We start from the raw sequence: 20381 nt of genomic DNA on the forward strand, positions 1-20381 counted from the left end.
TGATACGAATGGAAAATTATCGGGACCAGTTTTCAACGTCGCGTAGCGCCGGCCCGTAGGGTGGCCGCCAGGGATGACAGGCCATAAATGAAAAGGCTATTTACCCGTTAGGTGTTGCGCGCAATGGGTAGAGTGCGCCATACGCATCAGCGCAGGATCACATGTGTAGGTTGGGTTGAGGAGCAGCGCGACGAAGCCCAACGAGACATGCTGCGACTTGTTGGGCTTCGCTGCGCTCAGCGCCAACCTACGGCTTATTGCCTTGCAACACGCAATGGGTACAAAACCAATGAAAACGGCCTGCAAAGCAGGCCGTTGGACAATCGCTTAGCGGGTGTTACTTGAGCACAGCCATGGCGGCGTCGTAGTTCGGCTCGTCGGCGATTTCGCCAACCAGCTCGCTATGTAGCACTTTGTCGTGCTCATCCAGCACTACCACTGCGCGAGCGGCAACACCCACCAGCGGGCCGCTGGCAATGGCTACGCCGTAGTTCTGCAGGAAGTCGGCGCCACGCATGGTCGACAGGTTAATCACGTTTTCCAGGCCTTCTGCACCGCAGAAACGCGCCTGGGCAAACGGCAGGTCAGTGGAGATGCACAGCACCACAGTGTTGGCCAGTTTGCTGGCGCCGGCGTTGAAGGTACGCACGGAGCTGGCGCAGGTCGGGGTGTCGACGCTTGGGAAAATGTTCAGAACTTTGCGCTTGCCGGCCAGGCTGGCCAGGCTCACGTCGCTCAGGTCACCGGCGACCAGGCTAAACGCCGGCGCTTGCTGACCCACTTGCGGCAGTTGACCGGCGACTTCAACCGGGGAACCTTTGAGGGTGACTTGTGCCATGGGAACGATCCTTATCAACGAAATTGGAGAGGGCTAACAAGTAAGGGCGCGAACCTGCCAAATGGCAAGCCCACGCCCCTGCATAGGTGAAAAACAGAACTGACCGAAAAGTCAGACTATCCTGTCCGCCTAGGCGACACATCATTTTTTTGCAAAGTGATCCTTGGTCAGCTTGACCACGATCGGGCTAAGCAACAGCAGCGACAGCAGGTTGGGGATCGCCATCAAACCGTTGAGGGTATCCGCCACCAGCCAGGCGAAGTCCAGCTGGGCAATTGCACCGAACGGCACAGCGACCACCCAAAGAATGCGGAACGGCAGGATCGACTTGGTGCCGACCATGTATTCCCAGCACTTCTCGCCGAAGTAGCTCCAGCCAAGGATGGTAGTAAAGGCAAACACCACTAGGGCAATGGTCAGAATATAACCACCGACGCCCGGCATGGCCTGTTCGAAGGCTGCAGCCGACAATGCCGCACCGCTGACACCGCTGGTCCACACACCGGAGGTGATGATCGCCAGACCGGTCATCGAGCAGATGATGATGGTATCGATAAAGGTCCCGAGCATGCCGATCATCCCCGAACGCACCGGACTGTTGGTGGTGCCGGCTGCTTGAGCGATACCGGCAGTACCCAGGCCTGCTTCGTTGGAGAAAATACCGCGCGCTACACCGAAGCGAATCGCCGCCATCACCGCTGCACCGGCAAAGCCACCGGTAGCCGCTATCGGGGTAAAGGCGTAGGTGAAGATCATTTCAAAGGCCGCCGGGATTTGCGCAGCGTTAACCACCAGCACCACTAGCGCGGCGACGATGTAAGCCACACACATAAAGGGCACCAGGGTCGCGGCCACTTTACCGATACGCTTGATCCCACCCAAGATCACCATGCCAACGAAGACCATGGTCACCACGCCGGTGACCCACAGCGGAATGTTGAAGGTGGTGTGCAGGGCGGCGGCCATGCTGTTGACCTGCACCATGTTGCCGATACCGAAACCGGCAAAGCCACCAAAGATGGCGAACGCGGTACCCAGCCACAGCCACTTTTTGCCCAGGCCGTTCTTGATCGCATACATCGGACCGCCGACGTGCTCGCCGCGCTTGTCCTTCTCGCGGTAATGCACCGCCAGCACCACTTCGCAGTACTTGGTGGCCATACCGACCAATGCAGTGCACCACATCCAGAACAATGCACCGGGACCGCCGAGGAAGATCGCGGTGGCGACACCGGCGATATTGCCGGTACCGACGGTGGCGGCCAGGCAGGTCATCAGCGCCTGGAACGGGCTGATTTCACCGCTTTCGGCATCGCCTTTTTGGCGGCCTTGCCACATTAATTTGAAGCCGGCGCCGATCTTGCGCAGCGGCATAAATTTCAGGCGCAACATGAGGAACAGGCCAGTGCCGAGAATCAGCACCAGCATGGGCGAGCCCCAGACCACGCCGTTGAGTTGATTGACCAGGGTGTTGACGAATTCCATGCTCATTTCCTTATTCTTGTAGTGAACGCGAGGTGGGTAGCCTTCGCTTGTCCGATTGCCGGGTAGGCCAGGCTGTTACACAGAACACGAGCCGGGTTGGCGCGCCTGGAAACAACCGTTCGGGCTATACCAGTCAGCACAACGACTGCCCGGTGGTCAGCGGCGGTCAGTATATGAAGACTGTGATAGTGGTTTTCACTGTTTAGATTTCAACGCTCAGAGGTTTTGAGCGAGGGGCGCAATTTAAACGCGAATTAACTGGGTTAATCCAGCGCTGCCCCGCAGAAACATGGCCTAGAAATCGCGCCGATAGAATAAATCCAAAGAACTGGCCAACCCGCTGGCAGCCTCTAGGTAGAGCCGTCTGCTTAGTTCATAGCGCAACGCAATGGTATTAGCCGGCTCAAACACCCCCACGCCATAACGCAGGCTTAGGCGCTCGGACAGGTTGCCGCTGGCCACCACACTGGTGGTTACTCCCGAGCCCTGAGTGTCGAGCTGAAAATCGCTGATACCCAGGCCCTGCGCCAGGCTATTGACCATCGGCGCACTGCCGGCCATGCCCAGGGCCAGGGCTGCCTGAGCCAGCATCGTGTTGTCACCGCCGCCCTGCCCCAGCGGCCGGCCCATAACCAGGTAAGACAAGGCCTGCTCCTGGCTCATGGCCGGCTCGGAGAACACCGTACTGGTCGGTTGCGCAGCATTACCACTGAGGCGCAGGCCGGCAGTCATATCATCGACTTGGCGCACAGCCTCGATATCAAGAAATGGCTGATCAATCGGCCCGGCAAACAGCAAGCGCGCGCGGCGCACATTCAGGCGCTGGCCATAGGCGCGGAAGCGGCCCTTGTTCAGGCTTAGCTCGCCACGGGTGTCCAGGTCATTGCCGATATGCACGCGGCCGAGCAGCTCGGCGTCCAGACCAAAGCCGCTGAAGGTCAGGCGCTGCTGGCCGACCTCGACATCAATATCCATGGCGATTGCCGGGGCCTGTTGCTGCGTGTTTTCGCGGCCCACCACTTGGGCATCGCTGGAAACCTGTACGGTTGAGGGCGGCAGTTCGCGCACTTCAATCTTGCCGCTGGGGATCAGCACCTTGCCGGCCAGCGACAGCTGCTCATCACGCAAACTCAGGCGCAGGTCCGGTTCCACTTCTAGCGCGGCGTAGGGCTCCACCGTCACCGGTAGGCGGCTGCCACGCAGCTGCATATCCGCAACCAGCCCATCGGCCCAGCTCAACTCACCATTGAGGCTGCCCTGGCCTTGCTCGCCACTGCGCCAATCACCCTCCAACTGCAGCCGTTCACCCTCAATGCGGGCTTGCAGTTGCAGCTGTTCGATACTCATCGGCAGCTCGCCGCCGCTTATTTCGCCATTCACAACACGCAGGTTGCCGTTGATCTGCGGCGCCAACAGCCCGCCCGACAAGGTGCCCACGCCATTCAGCTGCCCGGCAATACGTTCGACCATCGGCACAAACGGACGCGCCAGCGCCAGGTCCAGACCATTTAGGCGGAAGCTGCCGGACAGTGGCTTACTCGCCGGGCGCGGATCGAGCTGGGCCTGCAGCGACAGTTCGCCGATGGCTGGGCCGCGCAGTTCCAGCAGGCTATCGATGCGTTGCGGGCGCAATTGCGCGCTCAGGCGCAGGCTGTCATAGGCAAAGTCCAGCCACTGCTGCTGATCACGGATACGCCAGACGCCGCTGCCGGCATCCAGTTCCAGGCTGCCATTCGGCCCGCTGGCAGGCAGGTCCAGTTGCAGCCGACCGTTGAGTTGGCCCTGCCAGGCGAAATCCTCTGGCCACAATGCGGCAAGGCTGTCCATGGGAAAGTTGCTCAGCTGGTAGTTCAGCTTGGGCTGCGGCAGCAGGCGCTGCTCCGTGCCACACAGGCTGGCACTACCCGAGCGCCAGCAGTGCGCGCCGAGGCTGAGCTGCCCATTGGCCAGCCGCACCAGCGTGGCCGGCTGTTGCAGGCGCCAATCCTGCCCACCGCTTTGCACCTCGCCACGGCTCAGGCTGCCGCGCCAGTTACCCTTGTGCAATTTACCGGCCAGAGCCAGTTGGCTTTGTAGCAAGGGACCTTGCAGCTGCAGTTCAAGGCTTTGCTGTTGCTGGTCACCGGCAGCATTGGCGGTCAGGCGGCCCAGGTCGGTTTCGCCGAGCTGAACACCCTGCGCATCCAGGGTTAACTGGCCACGTTGGGCGCTGTTCAGGTTGGCGTTGAGTTTGAGCTGTTGCAGGCGTTGATCATCAAAGGCCAGGCGCTGACCTTGCAGCTGCAACTGGCCTTGGGGCGCTTGCAGGTTACCGGCCAGATCCAGCTGGCCATTGAGTTGGCCCTGCAAGCCGGGCCAGAGCTGACCCAGTCGCGGCATCGCCAGCAGCAACTGGCCGCTCAGTTGTTGTTGCAAAGCTGCTTGGCCGCTGATGCGGTTATCACCCAAGCGGATATCCAGGGCACTCAACTCGCCCTGTTCTAACCCGCCGGCAAACTTCGCCAGCACCTTGGCCGGTTGCCCACGCAAACGGCCGGCAAGGTCGATATCGGCGCTCAGCTTGAGCTGTTGATTGATCAGACTGCCAGAGCTGTTTAACGGCCCTGCCAGCGTGCCGGGTAGCTCGGCCAGCCAGTAAGCCGGATCAAGCTGACTCAGTTGCAGGCGCACATCCCAGCTCAGTTGCTCGGCAAACCCCAGGCTGACCTGACCTTCGGCGCGGCCTTGCCCGGCCTGCAGGCGCAGCTCGGGCAGATACAGCTTTTGCAGATCGCCACTCAGCGGGCTTTGCAAGCTAAAGGCGCCGGCTGGGCCATCCAGCTCGGCGGCGAAATGGCCGAGGTAGTTGCCATCCTGATAGGCCAGCTCGCCCTTGAGCGTCTGCAGCAGCACGGGCGGCTCTTCCTCCAGAGGATAGAGACGCTGCCAGGGGAAGTTCTGCCAGTTAAAGCGGCTGTCCAGGCTCAGGCCCTGCTGCCAGTTCAACTCGCCGCTGACTTGGACGTGCTGCTCTGCGCTGGCGGTCAGGCTCAGGTTGCTGATCGCGGCGCCGTCGGCCTTGAGCAATCCATCCAGCGCCAAAGCAATCGGCCCCTCGGTTGCCGGTAAGCTGGCACTGCCGTTGACCTGATAACCGTCCTGCAAATCGCCCTGGGCATTTAGCTCAAGCTGTTCAAGGTTCAGGCTATCCGGCAGCTCGGTGCTGGCTTTAAAGGCCGCGACCTGCAAGCGCAGTTGCGCCGGCAGGTGTTCAGCCAAGGGTTGCAGCCAGCCGCTTAGCTCGCCGGTCAGATAACCGCTGCTGCTGGCCGTGACCTGTACCCGCTCGCGCAGCTCACCCTCAAGCTGCAACGTCACCGGCCAGGCTTGCTGCTCGGGTGCCGGTAATTGCAGCTGGCCGCTTAACTGCAACGGCCAGTCGCCGGAGGTTTGCACCTTACCCGTTAGCGCTAGCTGCAAATCAGCAGTGTTCAGGCTGAGGTTATCGACCTGGATGCCAAGCCTCGTCCAGCGCGCGGCCAGCTGTAGGCCTTGCAGCTGCTCGATACCATTAAGTTGCAGGCTGTCGATACGCACCTGCCCCAGTTGCAACGCCAGCGGCAGGCTCAGATCCGGCAGACTGAGGGGCTCACTGCTGGACTGTTGATCATCCGGGAACACCAGGCTGATCGGCCCACTGTGCAGCTGCTCGATACATAGAGTCAGGCGCAACAGGCAGGCGGGTGACCAGTCCAGGCTGGGCGCCATCACGAGCACGCTGTTATCGCCCTGCTGCCAGCGCAGCTGCTGTGCGTTCCAGCTGCCGCCCAGGCGGCCATTGAAGTCGTCCACCTGCAAGCCCGGCACCTGCGCCAATAGCCAGCGGCTGCCGGCCTGGGTGCCCACTAGCAGGCTCAGGCTGACGACCAGCACCAACAGCAGCCCGATGAGACTGAACAGCCCATAACGCAGCCAGCGCGTCACAGTTCCGGCCCCATGGAGAAGTGCAAACGCACGCCGCCCTGGTCATCCAGCGGGTGCGCCAGATCAAGGCGCAATGGCCCCAGCGGCGATACCCAGCGCACGCCCACACCCACCGCGCTTTTCAGCGATGGAATCTGCAGCGAATCGAAGGTATTGCCCTGGTCGAAGAAGCTCGCCAGGCGCCAGCGCTCGGTCAGGCTGTATTGGTATTCCAGGCTGCTGGTAAACAGATAGCGCCCGCCGACCTTGTCGCCGGCGCGGTTTTCCGGCGACAGGCTCTGGTAGTCATAGCCGCGCACGCTCTGGTCACCCCCGGCAAAGAAGCGCAGCGATGGTGGCACCTTGGCAAAACCATCGGACTCGGTGCCGCCCACCTGTACCCGGCCCAGCACGCGGTGGCGCTGGAAGAACGTAGTCAGGCCTTTAAGCTGGATATTGCCGTGCAGCACATTGGCATCGGATAACAGCCCCTTGGCCGCGCCGGACAGATCAAACTGCAGACGGTAGCCGTGGTTGGGGTCGATCTGATTGTCGCTCTGCAGGTAGGAGTAGCTGATGCCCGGCATCAACAGCGTGCTGATGCCGGCATCATCACCGAGGTCGTACTCCTCGTGCTGCCACTTCAGTGACAGCACGCGCTGCCAGCCACTGTCGAGCTTGCTGTGCCACTCCGGGCCAACGGTCAGCAGACGGCTGCTGCTGTCGGTATTGGCTAGATCTTCGGCCTGGTAGCCGCCGGCCACGCGCAGTTTGTCGGTCAGCGGCGGATCGAGCGGCACGTCGTACCACAGACCGACATTCTGTCTAGGTGCTGAAAGCTCGAATTCCGCGCCATAGCTATGCCCTTGTGGGTTGGCCCAGTGCCGCGTCCAGTTGGCCCGGCCACGCGGGCCCACGTCGGTGGAAAAACCCAAGCCAAGCCCCATGCTACGAGGCTTGCGCGCCTGTAATTGAACCTGCACCGGGATCTGTTCGGCACCTGCGCTGCCGGGGTTGGCGTCCACCTGCACCGACTCGAAATAACCGCTGGAACGCAGCGCCTGATACAGCTCGGCAATCAGCGCCGAGTCATAAGGGGTATCCGCCGGGAACGGCACCATGCGCTGCAGCAACTCCTCGTCGAAGGGTGCATCGCCAACAAAACTCACAGCGCCCAGTTGGTAACGCGGCCCGCTGAGATAAACCAGCTCGATATCGGCAACCCCAGCGGCGGGGTCAATGGTGAGTCGCTGACTGCTAAAACGCCCGGCGAAAAAGCCATAGCGCGAAGCCTGATTCTGAATCTCGCGCTTGGCTGCGTCGTAACGCCCGTGATTAAGCTGCGCCCCGCTGCGCAGCTGCGGGTCATTGGGCGTGCGGAAGTCATGCAGCTGCGCCGCAGGGCCATCGATACGCACCAGCACATCACGCAACCGCACCGGCTCACCCGGTTGGATGCGCAGGGTCAGGCGCGGCGTTGCGCTATCACTGACCTCGCTGGTGATCTGCGCATGGTAGTAACCCAGGGCCTGGGCAGCTTTTTCCGCTTGGTTCTCGGCCACCCGGCGAAAGCGTTGCAGGGCCTCGGCATCACGCTCGCCCAGGCCACCGATATAGCCTTCGATATTGCGTTTCAGCGCACTATTGGCCGGCTCAACCCGCACACGCAACTGCGCTTCGGCCAGAGCCGTAGCGCTCAGCAGCAGAACAAACAGCCCAGCGAGAAGGTTGGGGAAAACAGACATGGGGGCGATGCTAGCACGAGCTCTGGGCCAAATTAGAGCAGCGATGCAGGCAAATAGTTGCGACCCAATAGTTACGACTCAGTGTGTCGGCATACACACCGAGTCGGCCATTATCAGGCGCTGGCTTTGACGGCGACTTGTGGGCTGGGGTGGAAAAACACGTGCTCGATAATCGGGCCAATGGCCACCTCGCCGATTTCCTCGTAGCCCTGACGTTTATAAAAAGCCAGGTAATGTGGATTGCCTGTATCCAGCATCACGCCCTGAGAGCCGGCATCCTCGGCGCACCAGTTGTGCAGCGCCTCCAGCAGCTGCTCACCGAGGTGCTGGCCCTGGTATTCCGGGTGAATGCCCAGCAGCGGCAGCACGTGGTACGGGCCCGGCGGCAAGCAGGCGATTACTGCATCGTGATATTCCAGATAACGCTTGGTGCAACGAAAACCGGTGGTCAGCAGCATACGCATACGCCAGCCCCAACTTTCGGTGATGTCCATGCGTCGCTGTGGCGGTGCGATCAGCGCCATGCCTATCAGGCGGTCGTCGATCAGCAGGCCAATGGCAGGCAGGTCTTCATTAAAATGTTGCTGCACCAGCTCGCGCACGGTGGCGCGCACGCGCTGGTCATAGCCTGGTCGCTCGGCTTCAAACAGATAGGCGAAGGTGGGGTCGTGACGGTAGGCGTGGTACAGCAGCGAGCGTGCTTCGCGGGCATAACCACCATCGAGCATGCGTACTTCGGCGAGACTGTTGGGCATTGATTTGACCTCTGTTGTTCTTGATGTAGCGGGCCTGCCGCCACGTTAGCACCGCGCACCCTGCACCGCCACAGGCTGGCAGGCAGGGGCGCTAATGGGCTAGCATCGCGGGCTTTCCAGAGTCACAGTCAGGACTGCCGCCCATGAAGATCGTTTCCTTCAATATCAATGGCCTGCGAGCACGCCCCCATCAATTGGCAGCACTGATCGACAAGCACCAGCCGGACGTGATCGGCCTGCAGGAAACCAAGGTGGCCGACGAGCAGTTCCCTGAGGCGGATATTCGCCAGCTCGGCTATCACGTGCATTACCACGGTCAGAAAGGCCATTACGGCGTTGCCCTGCTCTCGCGCCAGGAGCCGCTGAGCCTGCACAAGGGCTTTCCCGGTGATGCTGAAGACGCCCAGCGACGCTTTATTTACGGCACCTTTGCCGATGCCCAGGGCAACCCGGTGACGGTAATGAATGGCTACTTCCCCCAGGGCGAAAGCCGCGACCACCCGACCAAGTTCCCGGCCAAGCAGCGCTTCTATGCGGACTTGCAGAACCTGCTGGTTAGCCAGTTCAGCCCCGAACAGGCGCTGGTGGTGATGGGCGACATCAATATCTCGCCGGAGGATTGCGACATCGGCATCGGTGAGCCGAACCGCCTGCGCTGGCTGAAAACCGGCAAGTGCAGCTTCCTGCCAGAAGAACGCGAGTGGCTGGCCACCCTGAAGAACTGGGGGCTGGTCGACAGCTTTCGTCACCTCAATCCGACGGTGAATGACCGTTTCAGCTGGTTCGACTACCGCAGCCGAGGTTTCGAAGACGAACCCAAGCGCGGCCTGCGCATCGACGTGATTCTCGCCTCCCAGGGGCTGCAAGCGCGGATCAAGGATGCTGGCGTCGACTACGACCTGCGCAGCATGGAAAAGCCGTCGGACCATGCACCGATCTGGCTGGAGCTGGGCGAGTAGCCCTGCACTAAAGCGTTCACCAAGAGAAGTGACTGTCATATTTCAGTCACTTTTTTGTCTTATATTCGCAGCACTTCACTCATCCATAAAAGGTGTTTACCGCATGTTGCGCGCCTGCTCTGCCTTCGAACGTGATACCTGGATTCGCACCGTCAGTTTTCTGCTGCTCGGTTCCATCTGCTCCGCCCTGCCCGGGTCGGTATTTGCCGCCCTGCCCATCCCCAGTGACAACAGCAGCGTGCTGCGCATCCAGGGCTCCAACACCATTGGCGCGCGGCTTGGCCCGGCGCTGGTAAAAGGCCTATTCGAAGAACAGGGCCTGAGCGCCATTCGCATTGAAGCAGGCGCTGCGCAAAACGAGCAGAAGATCATCGGTAAGACCACCGATGGCCGCAGCGTAAGTATTGAAGTGGCGGCCCACGGTTCGGGCACCGGTTTTACCTCGCTAGCCGACGGCAGCGCCGAGCTGGCAGCCTCTTCCCGGCCAATCAAAGACAGCGAAGCCACCAGCCTATTAGCCTTGGGTGATCTGAAAAGCGCCAGCGCCGAGCAGATCATCGCCCTCGACGGCCTGGCCATTATCCTGCATCCAAGCAACCCGCTCGCCGCGTTGAATACTGCTCAACTGGCACAGGTATTTGCCGGCGAGATCAGCGATTGGGCGCAACTCGGCGCCCCAGCCGGTGCCATCACCCTGTATGCCCGCGATGACAAATCCGGCACCTTCGACACCTTCAAGGAGCTGGTGCTGAGCGCCAGCGGCAAGGCCCCGGCCCCTGCTGCCAAGCGTTTTGAGTCCAGCGAACAACTCTCCGACTCGGTCAGCCAGGACCCTAACGGCATCGGCTTTATCGGCCTGCCGTACATCCGCCAAGCCAAGGCCGTGGCAATTGCCGCCGGCGATTCGCAACCCATGCTGCCCAGCCTGACCTTGGTTGCCACCGAGGATTACCCGCTGTCGCGCCGGCTGTTTCTGTATAACCAGCCGGAATTGAGCAACCCTTGGGGCCGTGCGCTGGTGCAGTTCGCCCACAGCACGCGCGGCCAGGCGATTGTCGACCAGAGCGGGTTTATCGCGCAGACAGTGCAAGCCGTAAAAATCCCCGCCAACGCGCAAATGCCGGCGAGCTACCAAGATCTGGCGAATAACGCCCAGCGGTTATCGGTGAACTTCCGCTTTCAGGAAGGCAGCGCCAACCTCGACAACAAGGCCCTGCGCGACCTCAACCGACTGATGGCCTACCTGCGCGAGCAAAACAAGCTGCACGACAAGGTGGTGCTGGTGGGCTTCGGCGATACCAAGGCCGACACCGCCCGCGCTGAACTGTTGTCCAAACTGCGCGCCATGGCGGTACGCCGTGAGCTGAATAAGAGCGGCGTGATCTTCCGCGACATCATCGGCCTGGGTGATGAACTGCCAGTGGCCGCCAACAGCGGCGATGACGGGCGGATCAAGAACCGCCGCGTGGAGGTTTGGGTTTACTAAACCTGGCGCAGCCTTGGCGTTGTTTGCAGGTATTGCAGCATCAGGCAGTGATTAACAGCGCTGAGTGGCTAAGCTGAACACACACCCAACGGCCCGAGGTTTTCTCATGCCTGTAAGCAAGCCTCTGCGCCTGATCCTGCTGCTGGTCCTGCTGATCGGGCAAACCGTTCAGGCTGCAGTGTTCCGGGTATATGGCAGCCACGATGGCTTCCCTAAATACTTTGAACAGGATGGCGAGGCCAAGGGCATTGTCGTAGACATCAGCAAACACTGCCTGAGCCAGATGCAGGTGCCCTACGAGATCCAGCTGCTGCCCTGGAAACGCGCCTACACCATGGCAGAACGCGGCGATGGCGGTGTGATCGGTTTGTCGGTCAGTGAAGAGCGCCTGGCCCTGTTCGACTTTTCCGCGCCGATCTTCACCGAACATATCGTGCTGGTGGTACAGAAGGGCCGTGAGTTCCCCTACCAGAACATCACTGACCTGAAAGATAAGCTGATCGGCGCCACCATCGGCACCAGCTATGGCACTGCCTATGACGAAGCCGTGGCCAACGGCACCCTAACCATCGTCGGTTTCAACGACACCCGCAGCGGGCTTGGCATGCTGCAGCGTGAGCGCATCGATGCAATCCTGCTCGGCTCCAGCATCGATATCCGTCGGCTCGCTCAGAGCTGGCCAGGCTTGCAGGCCGATGTTTTCACTACTCTGCCACTGCCGTTCAAGAGCGACAGCAAGCACATGGGCATTGCCAAATCGCTGAAAATGGGCTGGTTCCTTGAGCAGTTCAACCAGTGCCTGAAAAATGGCTACGACACGGGCGTTTTTGCCCCGATCATTTATCAGTACAACAACTGAACCCCCGCGCCTTCGCCGCGCAACAGCATATGCGCCTGCTCTGGTTGCAACAGAGTGCAGGGCCAGATGATGAGTTTGCCCCGCCGGGAACACCGCATTAGTCGCACATGCACAAGGCCCGCAGTTGCGGGCCTTGTGCGTTGTGGCGTTGAAAGCCTTAGCGGCTGGCTTTCATTACATCTCTGGACACGTACTTGCCTATCTCGAACTTGCCGATGGCCGTACGGTGCACTTCGTCCGGGCCGTCAGCCAGGCGCAGGGTGCGCTGCATGGCGTACCAGTAAGCCAGCGGGAAGTCGTTGGATACCCCGGCGCCGCCGTGGATCTGGATCGCGCGGTCGATCACTTTTAGCGCGACGTTCGGTGCGACCACCTTGATCTGGGCGATCTCGCTGGCGGCGATCTTGTTACCCACGGTGTCCATCATATAAGCCGCGTTCAGTGTCAGCAGGCGGGCCATGTTGATCTCCATACGCGAATCGGCGATCAGGTCGATATTGCCGCCCAGTCGGGCCAACGGCTTGCCGAAGGCGGTACGGCTGATGGAGCGCTCGCACATCAGCTTCAGCGCGCGCTCGGCCATGCCGATGGAGCGCATGCAGTGGTGAATACGGCCTGGGCCAAGGCGACCCTGGGCGATTTCGAAGCCACGGCCCTCACCCAGCAGTACGTTTTCGTAGGGCACCCGTACGTTGTCGAACAGCACCTCGGCGTGTCCATGGGGCGCGTCGTCATAGCCGAACACCGGCAGCGGACGCAGCACTTTCACACCAGGGGCATCCATCGGCACCAGAATCATCGAGTGCTGCTGGTGGCGCGGCCCATCCGGGTTGGTCAGGCCCATGAAAATCATAATTTTGCAGCGCGGATCGCAGGCCCCGGAGGTCCACCACTTGGTGCCGTTGATAACCCACTCATCACCTTCACGGACGGCACGGGCCTGCATATTGGTGGCGTCGGATGAGGCCACCCCTGGCTCGGTCATGGCAAACGCAGAGCGGATGGTGCCGTCCAGCAGGGGCCCCAGCCACTGCTCCTTCTGCGCATCATTTGCGTAGCGCACCAGCACTTCCATATTGCCGGTATCTGGTGCGGCGCAGTTGAACGGCTCTGGGCCGATCAGCGAGCTGCCCATGATTTCCGCCAGCGGCGCGTATTCGCTGTTGGTCAAGCCGGCACCCAGCTCGGACTCCGGCAGAAACAGGTTCCACAGGCCTTCGGCCTTAGCCTTGGCTTTCAACTCTTCCATGATCGCGGTGGGCTGCCAGCGGTCGCCTTCATTGACCTGTTGCTCGAACACGGCTTCGGCTGGATAGACATGGGTCTCCATAAACGCGGTGACGCGCTCACACAGCTGCTGAACCTTGGGGGAGTAGGCGAAATCCATGATGGCTACCTTCTGACGCTGATTTTGGGGAGTTCGGTGAAGTGGAAATGATGCTAGTGCAGGCCTTAGGATTTATCTAATCTATTCTCACCGTGTATAAACATTCATCACCGATATATGATCCACTGATACCGACTACCTGCGGAGCGAGCCTGTAATGAATCTGAACAAGGTCGACCTCAACCTCTTCGTCGTCTTCGATGCCATCTACACCGAGGCCAATCTGACCCGCGCCGGACAGATCGTCGGCATTACTCAGCCCGCAGTGTCCAACGCCCTCGCGCGTTTGCGCGAAACCTTTAATGACCCGCTGTTTGTACGCACCGCCCAGGGCATGGTGCCCACGCCGATGGCGCAGAACATCATCGCTCCGGTGCGCAACGCGCTGCAGCAGCTGCGCATCTCGGTGCAGGAAAGTCGCATCTTTAACCCGGCGCAGGCCAACAAGACCTTTCGCATTAGCATGACCGACCTCACCGAGGTCATCGTCCTGCCACCGCTGTTTCAGCGCCTACGCCGCATGGCGCCGAATGTGAACATCGAAAGCATGTTGGCGCGGCGCCGCGAAACCACCAAGGAACTGGCCGCCGGCCGCCTGGATTTCGCCGTGGACGCGCCACTTAACACCGACCCGCAGGTACGCCACGTCAAGCTGATGGAAGATCGCTACGTCTGCGCCATGCGCCGTGGCCATCCGCTGGCCAAAGAGAAAATCAGCCTCGACGAATACATGGGCATGACCCATATCCATATCTCCAGCCGCCGCAGCGGCCTCGGCCACGTCGACCTGGCGCTGGGCCGAATGGGCATCCAGCGCAAGATCGCCCTGCGCTCGCAGCATTACCTGATGGCCACCACCGTTCTGCAAGGCACCGACATGGTCATGACCGTGCCGGAACGCTTCGCCCGGCGTAACGACCTGCACTTTGTCGAATTACCAATCAAGGACATGACGCCGCTGGAAACCCATCTGTACTGGCACGAAAGCACCGACCAGGACCCGGCCAACCGTTGGATGCGCGAGCAGATCATCGAAATTTCCCAGCAGGCCACGGCCCAGGAAAAGAAAGGGTAACGGCGAATGCGCTGCGCTATTTAACTCAAGGAAATCATCAAGCGAATGCCGCCAATATGCTTCAATAGCCAGGATGGCCCTGCCTTTGAAACCGCCGGCGATTAACTCAGGTGCCGCACGAGGATAACAACATGAATTCAATCCGGATTATCTCTATCGCACTGGTCGTGGCGGGCCTGTTGGGGTTGCTGTATGGCGGTTTCAGCTACACCAAGGACACCACAGCAGTGAAGCTCGGCCCGATCGAACTCTCGGTACAAGAGAAGGAAAGAGTCAACGTGCCGATTTGGGCGGGCATTGGCGCCATTCTCGCGGGCGGTTTGCTGTTCGGCTTCGCCGGTAGAAAGCCTTAAGCCTTTCACTGACTCATTTTATTAGAAATGATGCTCAGCCAAGCGAATGGCTCGTAGGGGTTGTGGAGCGCAGGTAGTCGCGACCAGAGTAAGCGCCTATGCAGCGTGCCCAGATCGAAGCGTCGATTAAATCGGTACGTAAATGCGCCCAAATGATGCACGCATCACCCAGATCTACGAAGGCTCCAGCGAGATCCAGCGTTTTGTGAGCATCTAGAGTCAAGCTGCGCAGGCCCATCCATCAATCGGTTTCCGCGATGCCTTGTAAAGCGGCGCGGCAACGCTCTTCGGCCGTGTCCAATTCCAGCTGCATCTGCTGGATATCGAGTAATTGCTGCTCCAGTTGCAGACGCCGCTCGGCGATTTTGCCCAACATGATGTCGAGCTGGTGACGATTGTCGCCCTGCGGGTCGTACAGCTCGATCAGGGTCTTGCATTCGGCCAGAGAGAAACCAATGCGCTTGCCGCGCAGGATCAGCTTTAGCGCGACCCTGTCCTTGGCCGTATAGATCCGCTCCTGGCCGCGGCGAGCCGGCAACAGCATGCCCTGCTCTTCATAGAAGCGAATGGTCCGGGTGGTCACATCCAGCTCGCGCGCCAGTTCGGAAATGCTGTAGGTCTTGGCGGTCATGCTTGATCCTTAGTCGATTGTCCATAACCCATGCCGCACAGGGGCTCCCGCGACATGGGTTCATGGCTATAAACCTTAGAACGCTAACAACTCATTACGTTAACGTCAACGCAGCATGTGACGGAGGATAAAACCCAGGTGCGTTGCGCAAAAAGCTACCTGATTAGCAACGAGCCTCAGCCCTTGTCATCGCAAGCCGGCCAGGAGTAACTACGCGGCGATTTTCCGGCTCGCCGTGCAAGCAACTGCGTGTAACCCCGTTATTTTCGTCCACGGTTGCACTCCTGAAGAACCGTTGGCGGTAGTAGCTGAACATCATTACTAATCAGGAAAAGCTATATGACGGCTGCGGATTCCACGCTGATCCGGACACCCATTCCACGAGCATCCGGACACTGATTCCACAGCCATCCGGACACTTTCTGGCAGGCAGCTACGCAGGATTTATTCACTACCATTGGCCTCTTTTTCGAAGCAGAGAGGTCGTCGTGGAGCGTTTATCCATGCGTAAAATCCGTGAAGTGTTGCGCCTCAAGTTCGATTGCGGGCTGTCTGTCCGTAAGATCTCCCGCAGTCTGGGCATAGGTCACAGCAGTGCCGGTGATTACCTTTGCCGATTCACGGCCTGCGGCCTCTCCTGGCCGCTCCCTACTGAGTTGTCCGACGCCGAGCTGGAGCGGCGCCTGTTCCCGCCACCGCCGGAGATCCCCTCTGAGCAACGACCAACTCCCGACTGGGCCTGGGTGCATGCCGAGCTGCGCCGACCAGGCGTGACCCTGGCGCTGCTCTGGCAGGAGTATCGGCTGGGCCAGCCACAGGGCTTCCAGTACAGCTGGTTCTGCGAGCACTACCGGGCCTGGGCCGGCAAGGTCGATGTGGTGATGCGCCAGGAGCACCGCGTCGGCGAGAAGCTGTTCGTCGACTATGCCGGCCAGACGGTGCCGGTGATCGACCGGCACAGCGGCGAGATCCGTCAGGCGCAGGTGTTCGTCGCGGTGCTCGGTGCCTCCAGCTACACCTTCGCCGAGGCCACCTGGTCGCAGCAGTTGCCCGACTGGCTGGGCTCCCATGCCCGCTGCTTCGCCTTCCTCGGCGGGGTACCGGAGATCGTGGTGCCGGACAACCTGCGCAGTGCGGTGAGCAAGGCCCATCGCTACGAACCGGACATCAACCCCAGTTACCGCGATCTGGCCGAGCACTATGGTGTGGCGGTGGTGCCGGCGCGGGCCCGTAAGCCGCGCGACAAGGCCAAGGCCGAGGTCGGCGTGCAGGTGGTCGAGCGCTGGATCCTCGCCGCCTTGCGCCATCGCCAGTTCTTCTCCCTGGACGAACTCAACCGGGCCATCGCCGTGCTGCTGGAGCGACTCAACCAACGGCCGTTCAAGAAGCTACCGGGCTCCCGCCAGGCGGCTTTCGACAGCCTGGATCGCCCGGCCCTGCGGCCTTTACCGGAGCAGCCCTACGTCTATGCCGAGTGGAAGAAGGCGCGGGTGCACATCGACTACCACGTCGAGGTCGATGGGCATTACTACTCGGTGCCCTACCAGTTGGTGAAGAAGCAGCTGGAGGTGCGTCTGACGGCGCGCACCGTGGAGTGCTTCCACGCCAACCAGCGGGTGGCCAGCCACGTACGCTCCCTGCACAAAGGCCGGCACAGCACGCAGACCGAGCACATGCCCAAGAGCCATCGCGAGCATGCCGAGTGGACGCCGCAACGGCTGATCCGCTGGGCCGAGCAGACCGGCCCGAACACCGCCGGGGTGATCGGCCACATCCTCGAACGGCGCGTGCATCCACAGCATGGCTACCGGGCCTGCCTGGGCATCCTGCGCCTGGGTAAGCACCACGGCGAAGAGCGGCTGGAAGCCGCCTGCCAACGCGCCCTGAGCCTCGGTGCCTGTAGCTACAAGAGCCTCGAATCGATCCTGCGCCAAGGCCTGGAAAACCTGCCGCTGACTCAACAGAACCTGCCCCTGCTACCGGACGACCATGCCAACCTGCGCGGCCCCGGCTACTACCACTGAACCCAAGGAACCCCACCATGCTGCCCCATCCAACCCTAGATAAGCTCCAGACCCTGCGCCTGCACGGCATGCTCAAAGCCCTCGCCGAACAACTGAAAACGCCCGACATCGACAGCCTGAGCTTCGAAGAACGCCTCGGCCTGCTGGTCGACCGCGAGCTGACCGAGCGCGACGACAAGCGCCTGAGCAGCCGCCTGCGCCAGGCCCGGCTCAAGCACAACGCCTGCCTCGAAGACATCGACTACCGCGCCCCGCGCGGGCTGGACAAGGCGCTGATCCTCCAGCTGAGCAGCGGTCTGTGGCTACGCGACGGCCTCAACCTGATCATCAACGGCCCGACCGGCGTCGGTAAGACCTGGCTGGCCTGCGCCCTGGCCCACCAGGCCTGCCGGGACGGCTACAGCGTGCGCTACCTGCGCCTACCGCGGCTGCTGGAAGAACTGGGCCTGGCCCATGGCGACGGCCGCTTCGCCAAGCTGATGAGCGGCTACGCCAAGACCGACCTGCTGATCCTCGACGACTGGGGCCTGGCACCGTTCACCACCGAACAGCGCCGCGACATGCTGGAGCTGCTGGACGACCGCTACGGCCAACGCTCGACCATCGTGACCAGCCAGATGCCGGTGGACAACTGGCACGAACTGATCGGCGATCCAACCCTGGCCGACGCCATCCTCGACCGCCTGGTGCACAACGCCTACCGGATCAATTTGAAGGGCGAATCGATGCGCAAGCGGGCGAAGAAATTGACGGCACCGGGCACCTCAGACTAACAATGCCACCCCTGCGTCGCTGCGCTCCGACTGCCCGGCCGGATGGTCGTGGAACGGGTGGCCGGATGTGCGTGGAAATCCCGGCCGGATAAGCGTGGACTGGGTGGCCGGATGGCGTGGAATGCGCAACGGCGACACGAACGCCACTTGACCCGCCAGCAACGGGTTGTTGCTGTAGATACGCAAAACTGCGCCATGTCAGCAGGATTGGAGTTCTTATTGAACTGTCCAACGCTCATAGGGCTTGATTTATCTGAATGCTTTCCGTTGGCCCTTTGGCTACCTGCCGGCCATTCAATCCAAGAGAAGCCTACTGCGGGCGATCCGACGTCACCGCCGACTCCGGTTCTTCCGGCGCATGCAGATCGGCGTAGATGTTCTCTGCTAGCGCAATATCTTCATCCGTCAGGTGCTGGAACAAGCTCGTCCGCTTACGCTTAGAGACACGTCCGCTGTTCTCGTAAATCACCGCAATAAGTAATTCAAGATCCCGGTTCGACAGATCCAGTTCGCGATTCATTTGCTCTTTGAATCTATCGCGGCGGACGAGGTGGTTGACCTCATCACGCATGAGTCCATCCAGAACTCGCGCAGCGCTTTTATTGACCTCGCCCTGCAGATCAGTGAAGTCCAGGTGGGCGAACAGATGGGCATGCGCCTCATCCAGTTCAGGGTCGCTGGCCAAGTCCCTCCGGTGGTACTGCGTAGCGCTAAGTAGCCGCCGTGAGAGTGCGTCGAGCGTGCCGATATAACTGTCCAGATTGACCAGAAGGCCGGCGGAGATAGGCATGATGATGCCCTGCAGCTTGAGGCCTTCATTGGCCAGAATGTCCTGCATGATAAAGCGGGACAAACGGCCGTTGCCGTCCATGAAAGGATGGATATAGATGAAGCTGTGTGCGATCGCGTTTAGCTTCACCAGCGCAGGGGCGTCACTGCGCATCACGCGCTCACGCATGACGAACCACTCATCCATCATCCCAGGCACTGTTTCCGGCGTCGGCGGGATCAGGTGGATAAGATCCCCACGGCCGAGCCAGTTCTGCAGGTGCCTGTATGCACCAATGGACGGATCGGGACGCCCCGTACCGAGGGCTATCCGATGAATCTCGAACAGAAATTCCTCATCTAGTGGGCGCTGACCCGCCTGTTCCAGCACTCGTACAAAACGCAAGATTCGATCAGGCGCAGGGCGCTCGTGCTCGATCTCGTATGAGCTACGAGTCTCGGTCGTCAGCAGGTACTGCGCCGCTCTAGCAATCTCGGCGACTGAGAAATCGACCATCTGGTCATGCATGCGCTCGACTATTTGCGCATTCAAAAGACTGTCGTCTGTCCAGCCCTGGCGGGTAATCAGCGCTGACAGCTGCGGCGTCCCCAGGAGATTCATTCGCACGCGATGCCTGCGCGACATCGTCTCTGGGCCGGTGAAATATTTCTCCGGCGGGAGCAGGTGCTCATAGGGAATGTTCTGGGCCGTGTCGGGCAGAGGCAACTGATGACCAGCGATATTCTCGCAGATGTACCAGAGACGGCGCAGATAGCCGCTGGCTGGCTTGTCAGCAATTGCCGCAGCCAGGTCATCTCGGACAGCGGGAATCTGGAAAGCGCGCTCCAGAACCCCCAAATTGACTCCTTCGTACGAGAGCGCAAACAGCATCTGGTCGATGGGGCGATGCTCTCTGGCGTATCCCTTGGTGAAAACCTCCACTTTTGCGCCGCCGATGGGCTGAGAAAGCGCAGGACGCGAGCCTATGACACACTCATGATCAAGCGGCACGCAGCGAAGATCGAGGGCGTTGATCAGCCAACTGTACCCGGCTCGCTCAATGGGTTGCCGCATGGAGAATTTCCTATAGGACTCACGAGAAAGTTATACTTTACACGCTTTCCTCTAAAAATCTTATAACGACTGTCCGTGCCATCAACACCAATGGTTAAACTGCGTTGAAAGCAAGTGCGGATGCCCATTGCTACCCGTGCTGTTTCCCGCAACTCTGCCGCTCCTCGCGCTTACCTGCTTAGCCGTGATTCGACCCGAGCCCCATAGCCATCTTGATGGGCCGCTA

The 20381-nt window shown here is 60.6% G+C and carries 15 protein-coding genes and 1 pseudogene; 7 read left to right on the forward strand and 9 right to left on the reverse strand.

Annotated features, from left to right (window positions below):
- Window positions 1-337: 337 nt before the first annotated feature.
- From tpx to AC0T4W_RS10680, 5 genes are all read right to left on the reverse strand, one after another.
- On the reverse strand, window positions 338-838 hold the full coding sequence (tpx, locus tag AC0T4W_RS10660) for a thiol peroxidase (RefSeq protein WP_476318954.1): 501 nt from the start codon (window positions 836-838) through the stop codon (window positions 338-340).
- A gap of 141 nt (window positions 839-979) precedes the next feature.
- Window positions 980-2323: an alanine/glycine:cation symporter family protein gene (locus AC0T4W_RS10665; protein WP_476318956.1), complete on the reverse strand. Its 1344-nt coding sequence runs from the start codon at window positions 2321-2323 to the stop codon at window positions 980-982.
- A 294-nt stretch (window positions 2324-2617) separates the two neighbouring features.
- Window positions 2618-6286, reverse strand: a complete 3669-nt coding sequence (locus AC0T4W_RS10670; RefSeq protein ID WP_476318958.1) for a translocation/assembly module TamB domain-containing protein — start codon at window positions 6284-6286, stop codon at window positions 2618-2620.
- The gene (locus tag AC0T4W_RS10675; protein ID WP_476318959.1) at window positions 6283-8010 is read right to left on the reverse strand and encodes an autotransporter assembly complex protein TamA; all 1728 of its coding nucleotides are present in this window, start codon (window positions 8008-8010) and stop codon (window positions 6283-6285) included. The genes AC0T4W_RS10670 and AC0T4W_RS10675 overlap by 4 nt, the downstream gene beginning before the upstream one ends.
- A 113-nt stretch (window positions 8011-8123) precedes the next feature.
- On the reverse strand, window positions 8124-8765 hold the full coding sequence (locus AC0T4W_RS10680; protein WP_476318961.1) for a GNAT family N-acetyltransferase: 642 nt from the start codon (window positions 8763-8765) through the stop codon (window positions 8124-8126).
- Between the two features lie 143 nt (window positions 8766-8908).
- On the opposite strand from AC0T4W_RS10680, the gene xthA reads away from it, so the two are divergent.
- The 3 genes from xthA (at window position 8909) to AC0T4W_RS10695 (ending at window position 12069) form a co-directional block, all read left to right on the forward strand.
- Complete coding sequence (gene xthA / locus AC0T4W_RS10685) at window positions 8909-9724, forward strand: exodeoxyribonuclease III (protein ID WP_476318963.1); 816 nt, start codon at window positions 8909-8911, stop codon at window positions 9722-9724.
- A 103-nt stretch (window positions 9725-9827) separates the two neighbouring features.
- Window positions 9828-11210 (forward strand): substrate-binding domain-containing protein, encoded by a 1383-nt coding sequence (locus AC0T4W_RS10690; protein WP_476318964.1) that lies wholly within the window; start codon window positions 9828-9830, stop codon window positions 11208-11210.
- Between the two features lie 106 nt (window positions 11211-11316).
- Window positions 11317-12069, forward strand: a complete 753-nt coding sequence (locus tag AC0T4W_RS10695; RefSeq protein WP_476318966.1) for a substrate-binding periplasmic protein — start codon at window positions 11317-11319, stop codon at window positions 12067-12069.
- A gap of 157 nt (window positions 12070-12226) precedes the next feature.
- Here the strand turns inward: AC0T4W_RS10695 and AC0T4W_RS10700 are convergent, their stop codons facing one another.
- A complete protein-coding gene (locus tag AC0T4W_RS10700) occupies window positions 12227-13456 on the reverse strand; it encodes an acyl-CoA dehydrogenase (protein ID WP_476318967.1) in 1230 nt (409 codons plus the stop codon).
- 157 nt (window positions 13457-13613) lie between these two features.
- Between AC0T4W_RS10700 and AC0T4W_RS10705 the strand changes: the two genes are divergently transcribed.
- Both AC0T4W_RS10705 and AC0T4W_RS10710 read left to right on the forward strand, forming a co-directional pair.
- Window positions 13614-14531 (forward strand): LysR family transcriptional regulator, encoded by a 918-nt coding sequence (locus tag AC0T4W_RS10705; RefSeq protein ID WP_476318968.1) that lies wholly within the window; start codon window positions 13614-13616, stop codon window positions 14529-14531.
- A 131-nt stretch (window positions 14532-14662) separates the two neighbouring features.
- Complete coding sequence (locus AC0T4W_RS10710; protein WP_476318969.1) at window positions 14663-14884, forward strand: hypothetical protein; 222 nt, start codon at window positions 14663-14665, stop codon at window positions 14882-14884.
- A gap of 21 nt (window positions 14885-14905) precedes the next feature.
- Here AC0T4W_RS10710 and AC0T4W_RS10715 read toward each other — a convergent pair.
- A pseudogene (locus AC0T4W_RS10715) lies at window positions 14906-15039 on the reverse strand (IS1595 family transposase); the annotation flags it as partial.
- An 86-nt stretch (window positions 15040-15125) separates the two neighbouring features.
- Window positions 15126-15515 carry a MerR family transcriptional regulator gene (locus AC0T4W_RS10720; protein WP_476318970.1) on the reverse strand — a complete coding sequence of 130 codons (390 nt, stop codon included), beginning with the start codon at window positions 15513-15515 and terminating at the stop codon, window positions 15126-15128.
- A gap of 503 nt (window positions 15516-16018) precedes the next feature.
- On the opposite strand from AC0T4W_RS10720, the gene istA reads away from it, so the two are divergent.
- Window positions 16019-17539 (forward strand): IS21 family transposase, encoded by a 1521-nt coding sequence (gene istA / locus AC0T4W_RS10725; protein WP_476318971.1) that lies wholly within the window; start codon window positions 16019-16021, stop codon window positions 17537-17539.
- 17 nt (window positions 17540-17556) lie between these two features.
- Window positions 17557-18312 (forward strand): IS21-like element helper ATPase IstB, encoded by a 756-nt coding sequence (gene istB / locus AC0T4W_RS10730; protein WP_476318925.1) that lies wholly within the window; start codon window positions 17557-17559, stop codon window positions 18310-18312.
- Window positions 18313-18622: 310 nt separating this feature from the next.
- On the opposite strand, the gene AC0T4W_RS10735 is transcribed toward istB, so the two are convergent.
- Entirely contained in the window at window positions 18623-20155 is a 1533-nt protein-coding gene (locus AC0T4W_RS10735; protein ID WP_476318972.1) for a Fic family protein, read from the reverse strand.
- Window positions 20156-20381: the final 226 nt, after the last annotated feature.

The sequence above is a fragment of the Pseudomonas sp. C7.1 genome (genome assembly GCF_056312395.1).

Bases quoted from the DNA above. Each gene is read 5' to 3' on its own strand.
- tpx (WP_476318954.1), bottom strand. From the start codon at position 838: ATGGCACAAGTCACCCTCAAAGGTTCCCCGGTTGAAGTCGCCGGTCAA.
- AC0T4W_RS10665 (WP_476318956.1), bottom strand. From the start codon at position 2,323: ATGGAATTCGTCAACACCCTGGTCAATCAACTCAACGGCGTGGTCTGG.
- AC0T4W_RS10675 (WP_476318959.1), bottom strand. From the start codon at position 8,010: ATGTCTGTTTTCCCCAACCTTCTCGCTGGGCTGTTTGTTCTGCTGCTG.
- AC0T4W_RS10680 (WP_476318961.1), bottom strand. From the start codon at position 8,765: ATGCCCAACAGTCTCGCCGAAGTACGCATGCTCGATGGTGGTTATGCC.
- xthA (WP_476318963.1), top strand. From the start codon at position 8,909: ATGAAGATCGTTTCCTTCAATATCAATGGCCTGCGAGCACGCCCCCAT.
- AC0T4W_RS10690 (WP_476318964.1), top strand. From the start codon at position 9,828: ATGTTGCGCGCCTGCTCTGCCTTCGAACGTGATACCTGGATTCGCACC.
- AC0T4W_RS10695 (WP_476318966.1), top strand. From the start codon at position 11,317: ATGCCTGTAAGCAAGCCTCTGCGCCTGATCCTGCTGCTGGTCCTGCTG.
- AC0T4W_RS10700 (WP_476318967.1), bottom strand. From the start codon at position 13,456: ATGGATTTCGCCTACTCCCCCAAGGTTCAGCAGCTGTGTGAGCGCGTC.
- AC0T4W_RS10705 (WP_476318968.1), top strand. From the start codon at position 13,614: ATGAATCTGAACAAGGTCGACCTCAACCTCTTCGTCGTCTTCGATGCC.
- AC0T4W_RS10710 (WP_476318969.1), top strand. From the start codon at position 14,663: ATGAATTCAATCCGGATTATCTCTATCGCACTGGTCGTGGCGGGCCTG.
- AC0T4W_RS10720 (WP_476318970.1), bottom strand. From the start codon at position 15,515: ATGACCGCCAAGACCTACAGCATTTCCGAACTGGCGCGCGAGCTGGAT.
- istA (WP_476318971.1), top strand. From the start codon at position 16,019: ATGCGTAAAATCCGTGAAGTGTTGCGCCTCAAGTTCGATTGCGGGCTG.
- istB (WP_476318925.1), top strand. From the start codon at position 17,557: ATGCTGCCCCATCCAACCCTAGATAAGCTCCAGACCCTGCGCCTGCAC.
- AC0T4W_RS10735 (WP_476318972.1), bottom strand. From the start codon at position 20,155: ATGCGGCAACCCATTGAGCGAGCCGGGTACAGTTGGCTGATCAACGCC.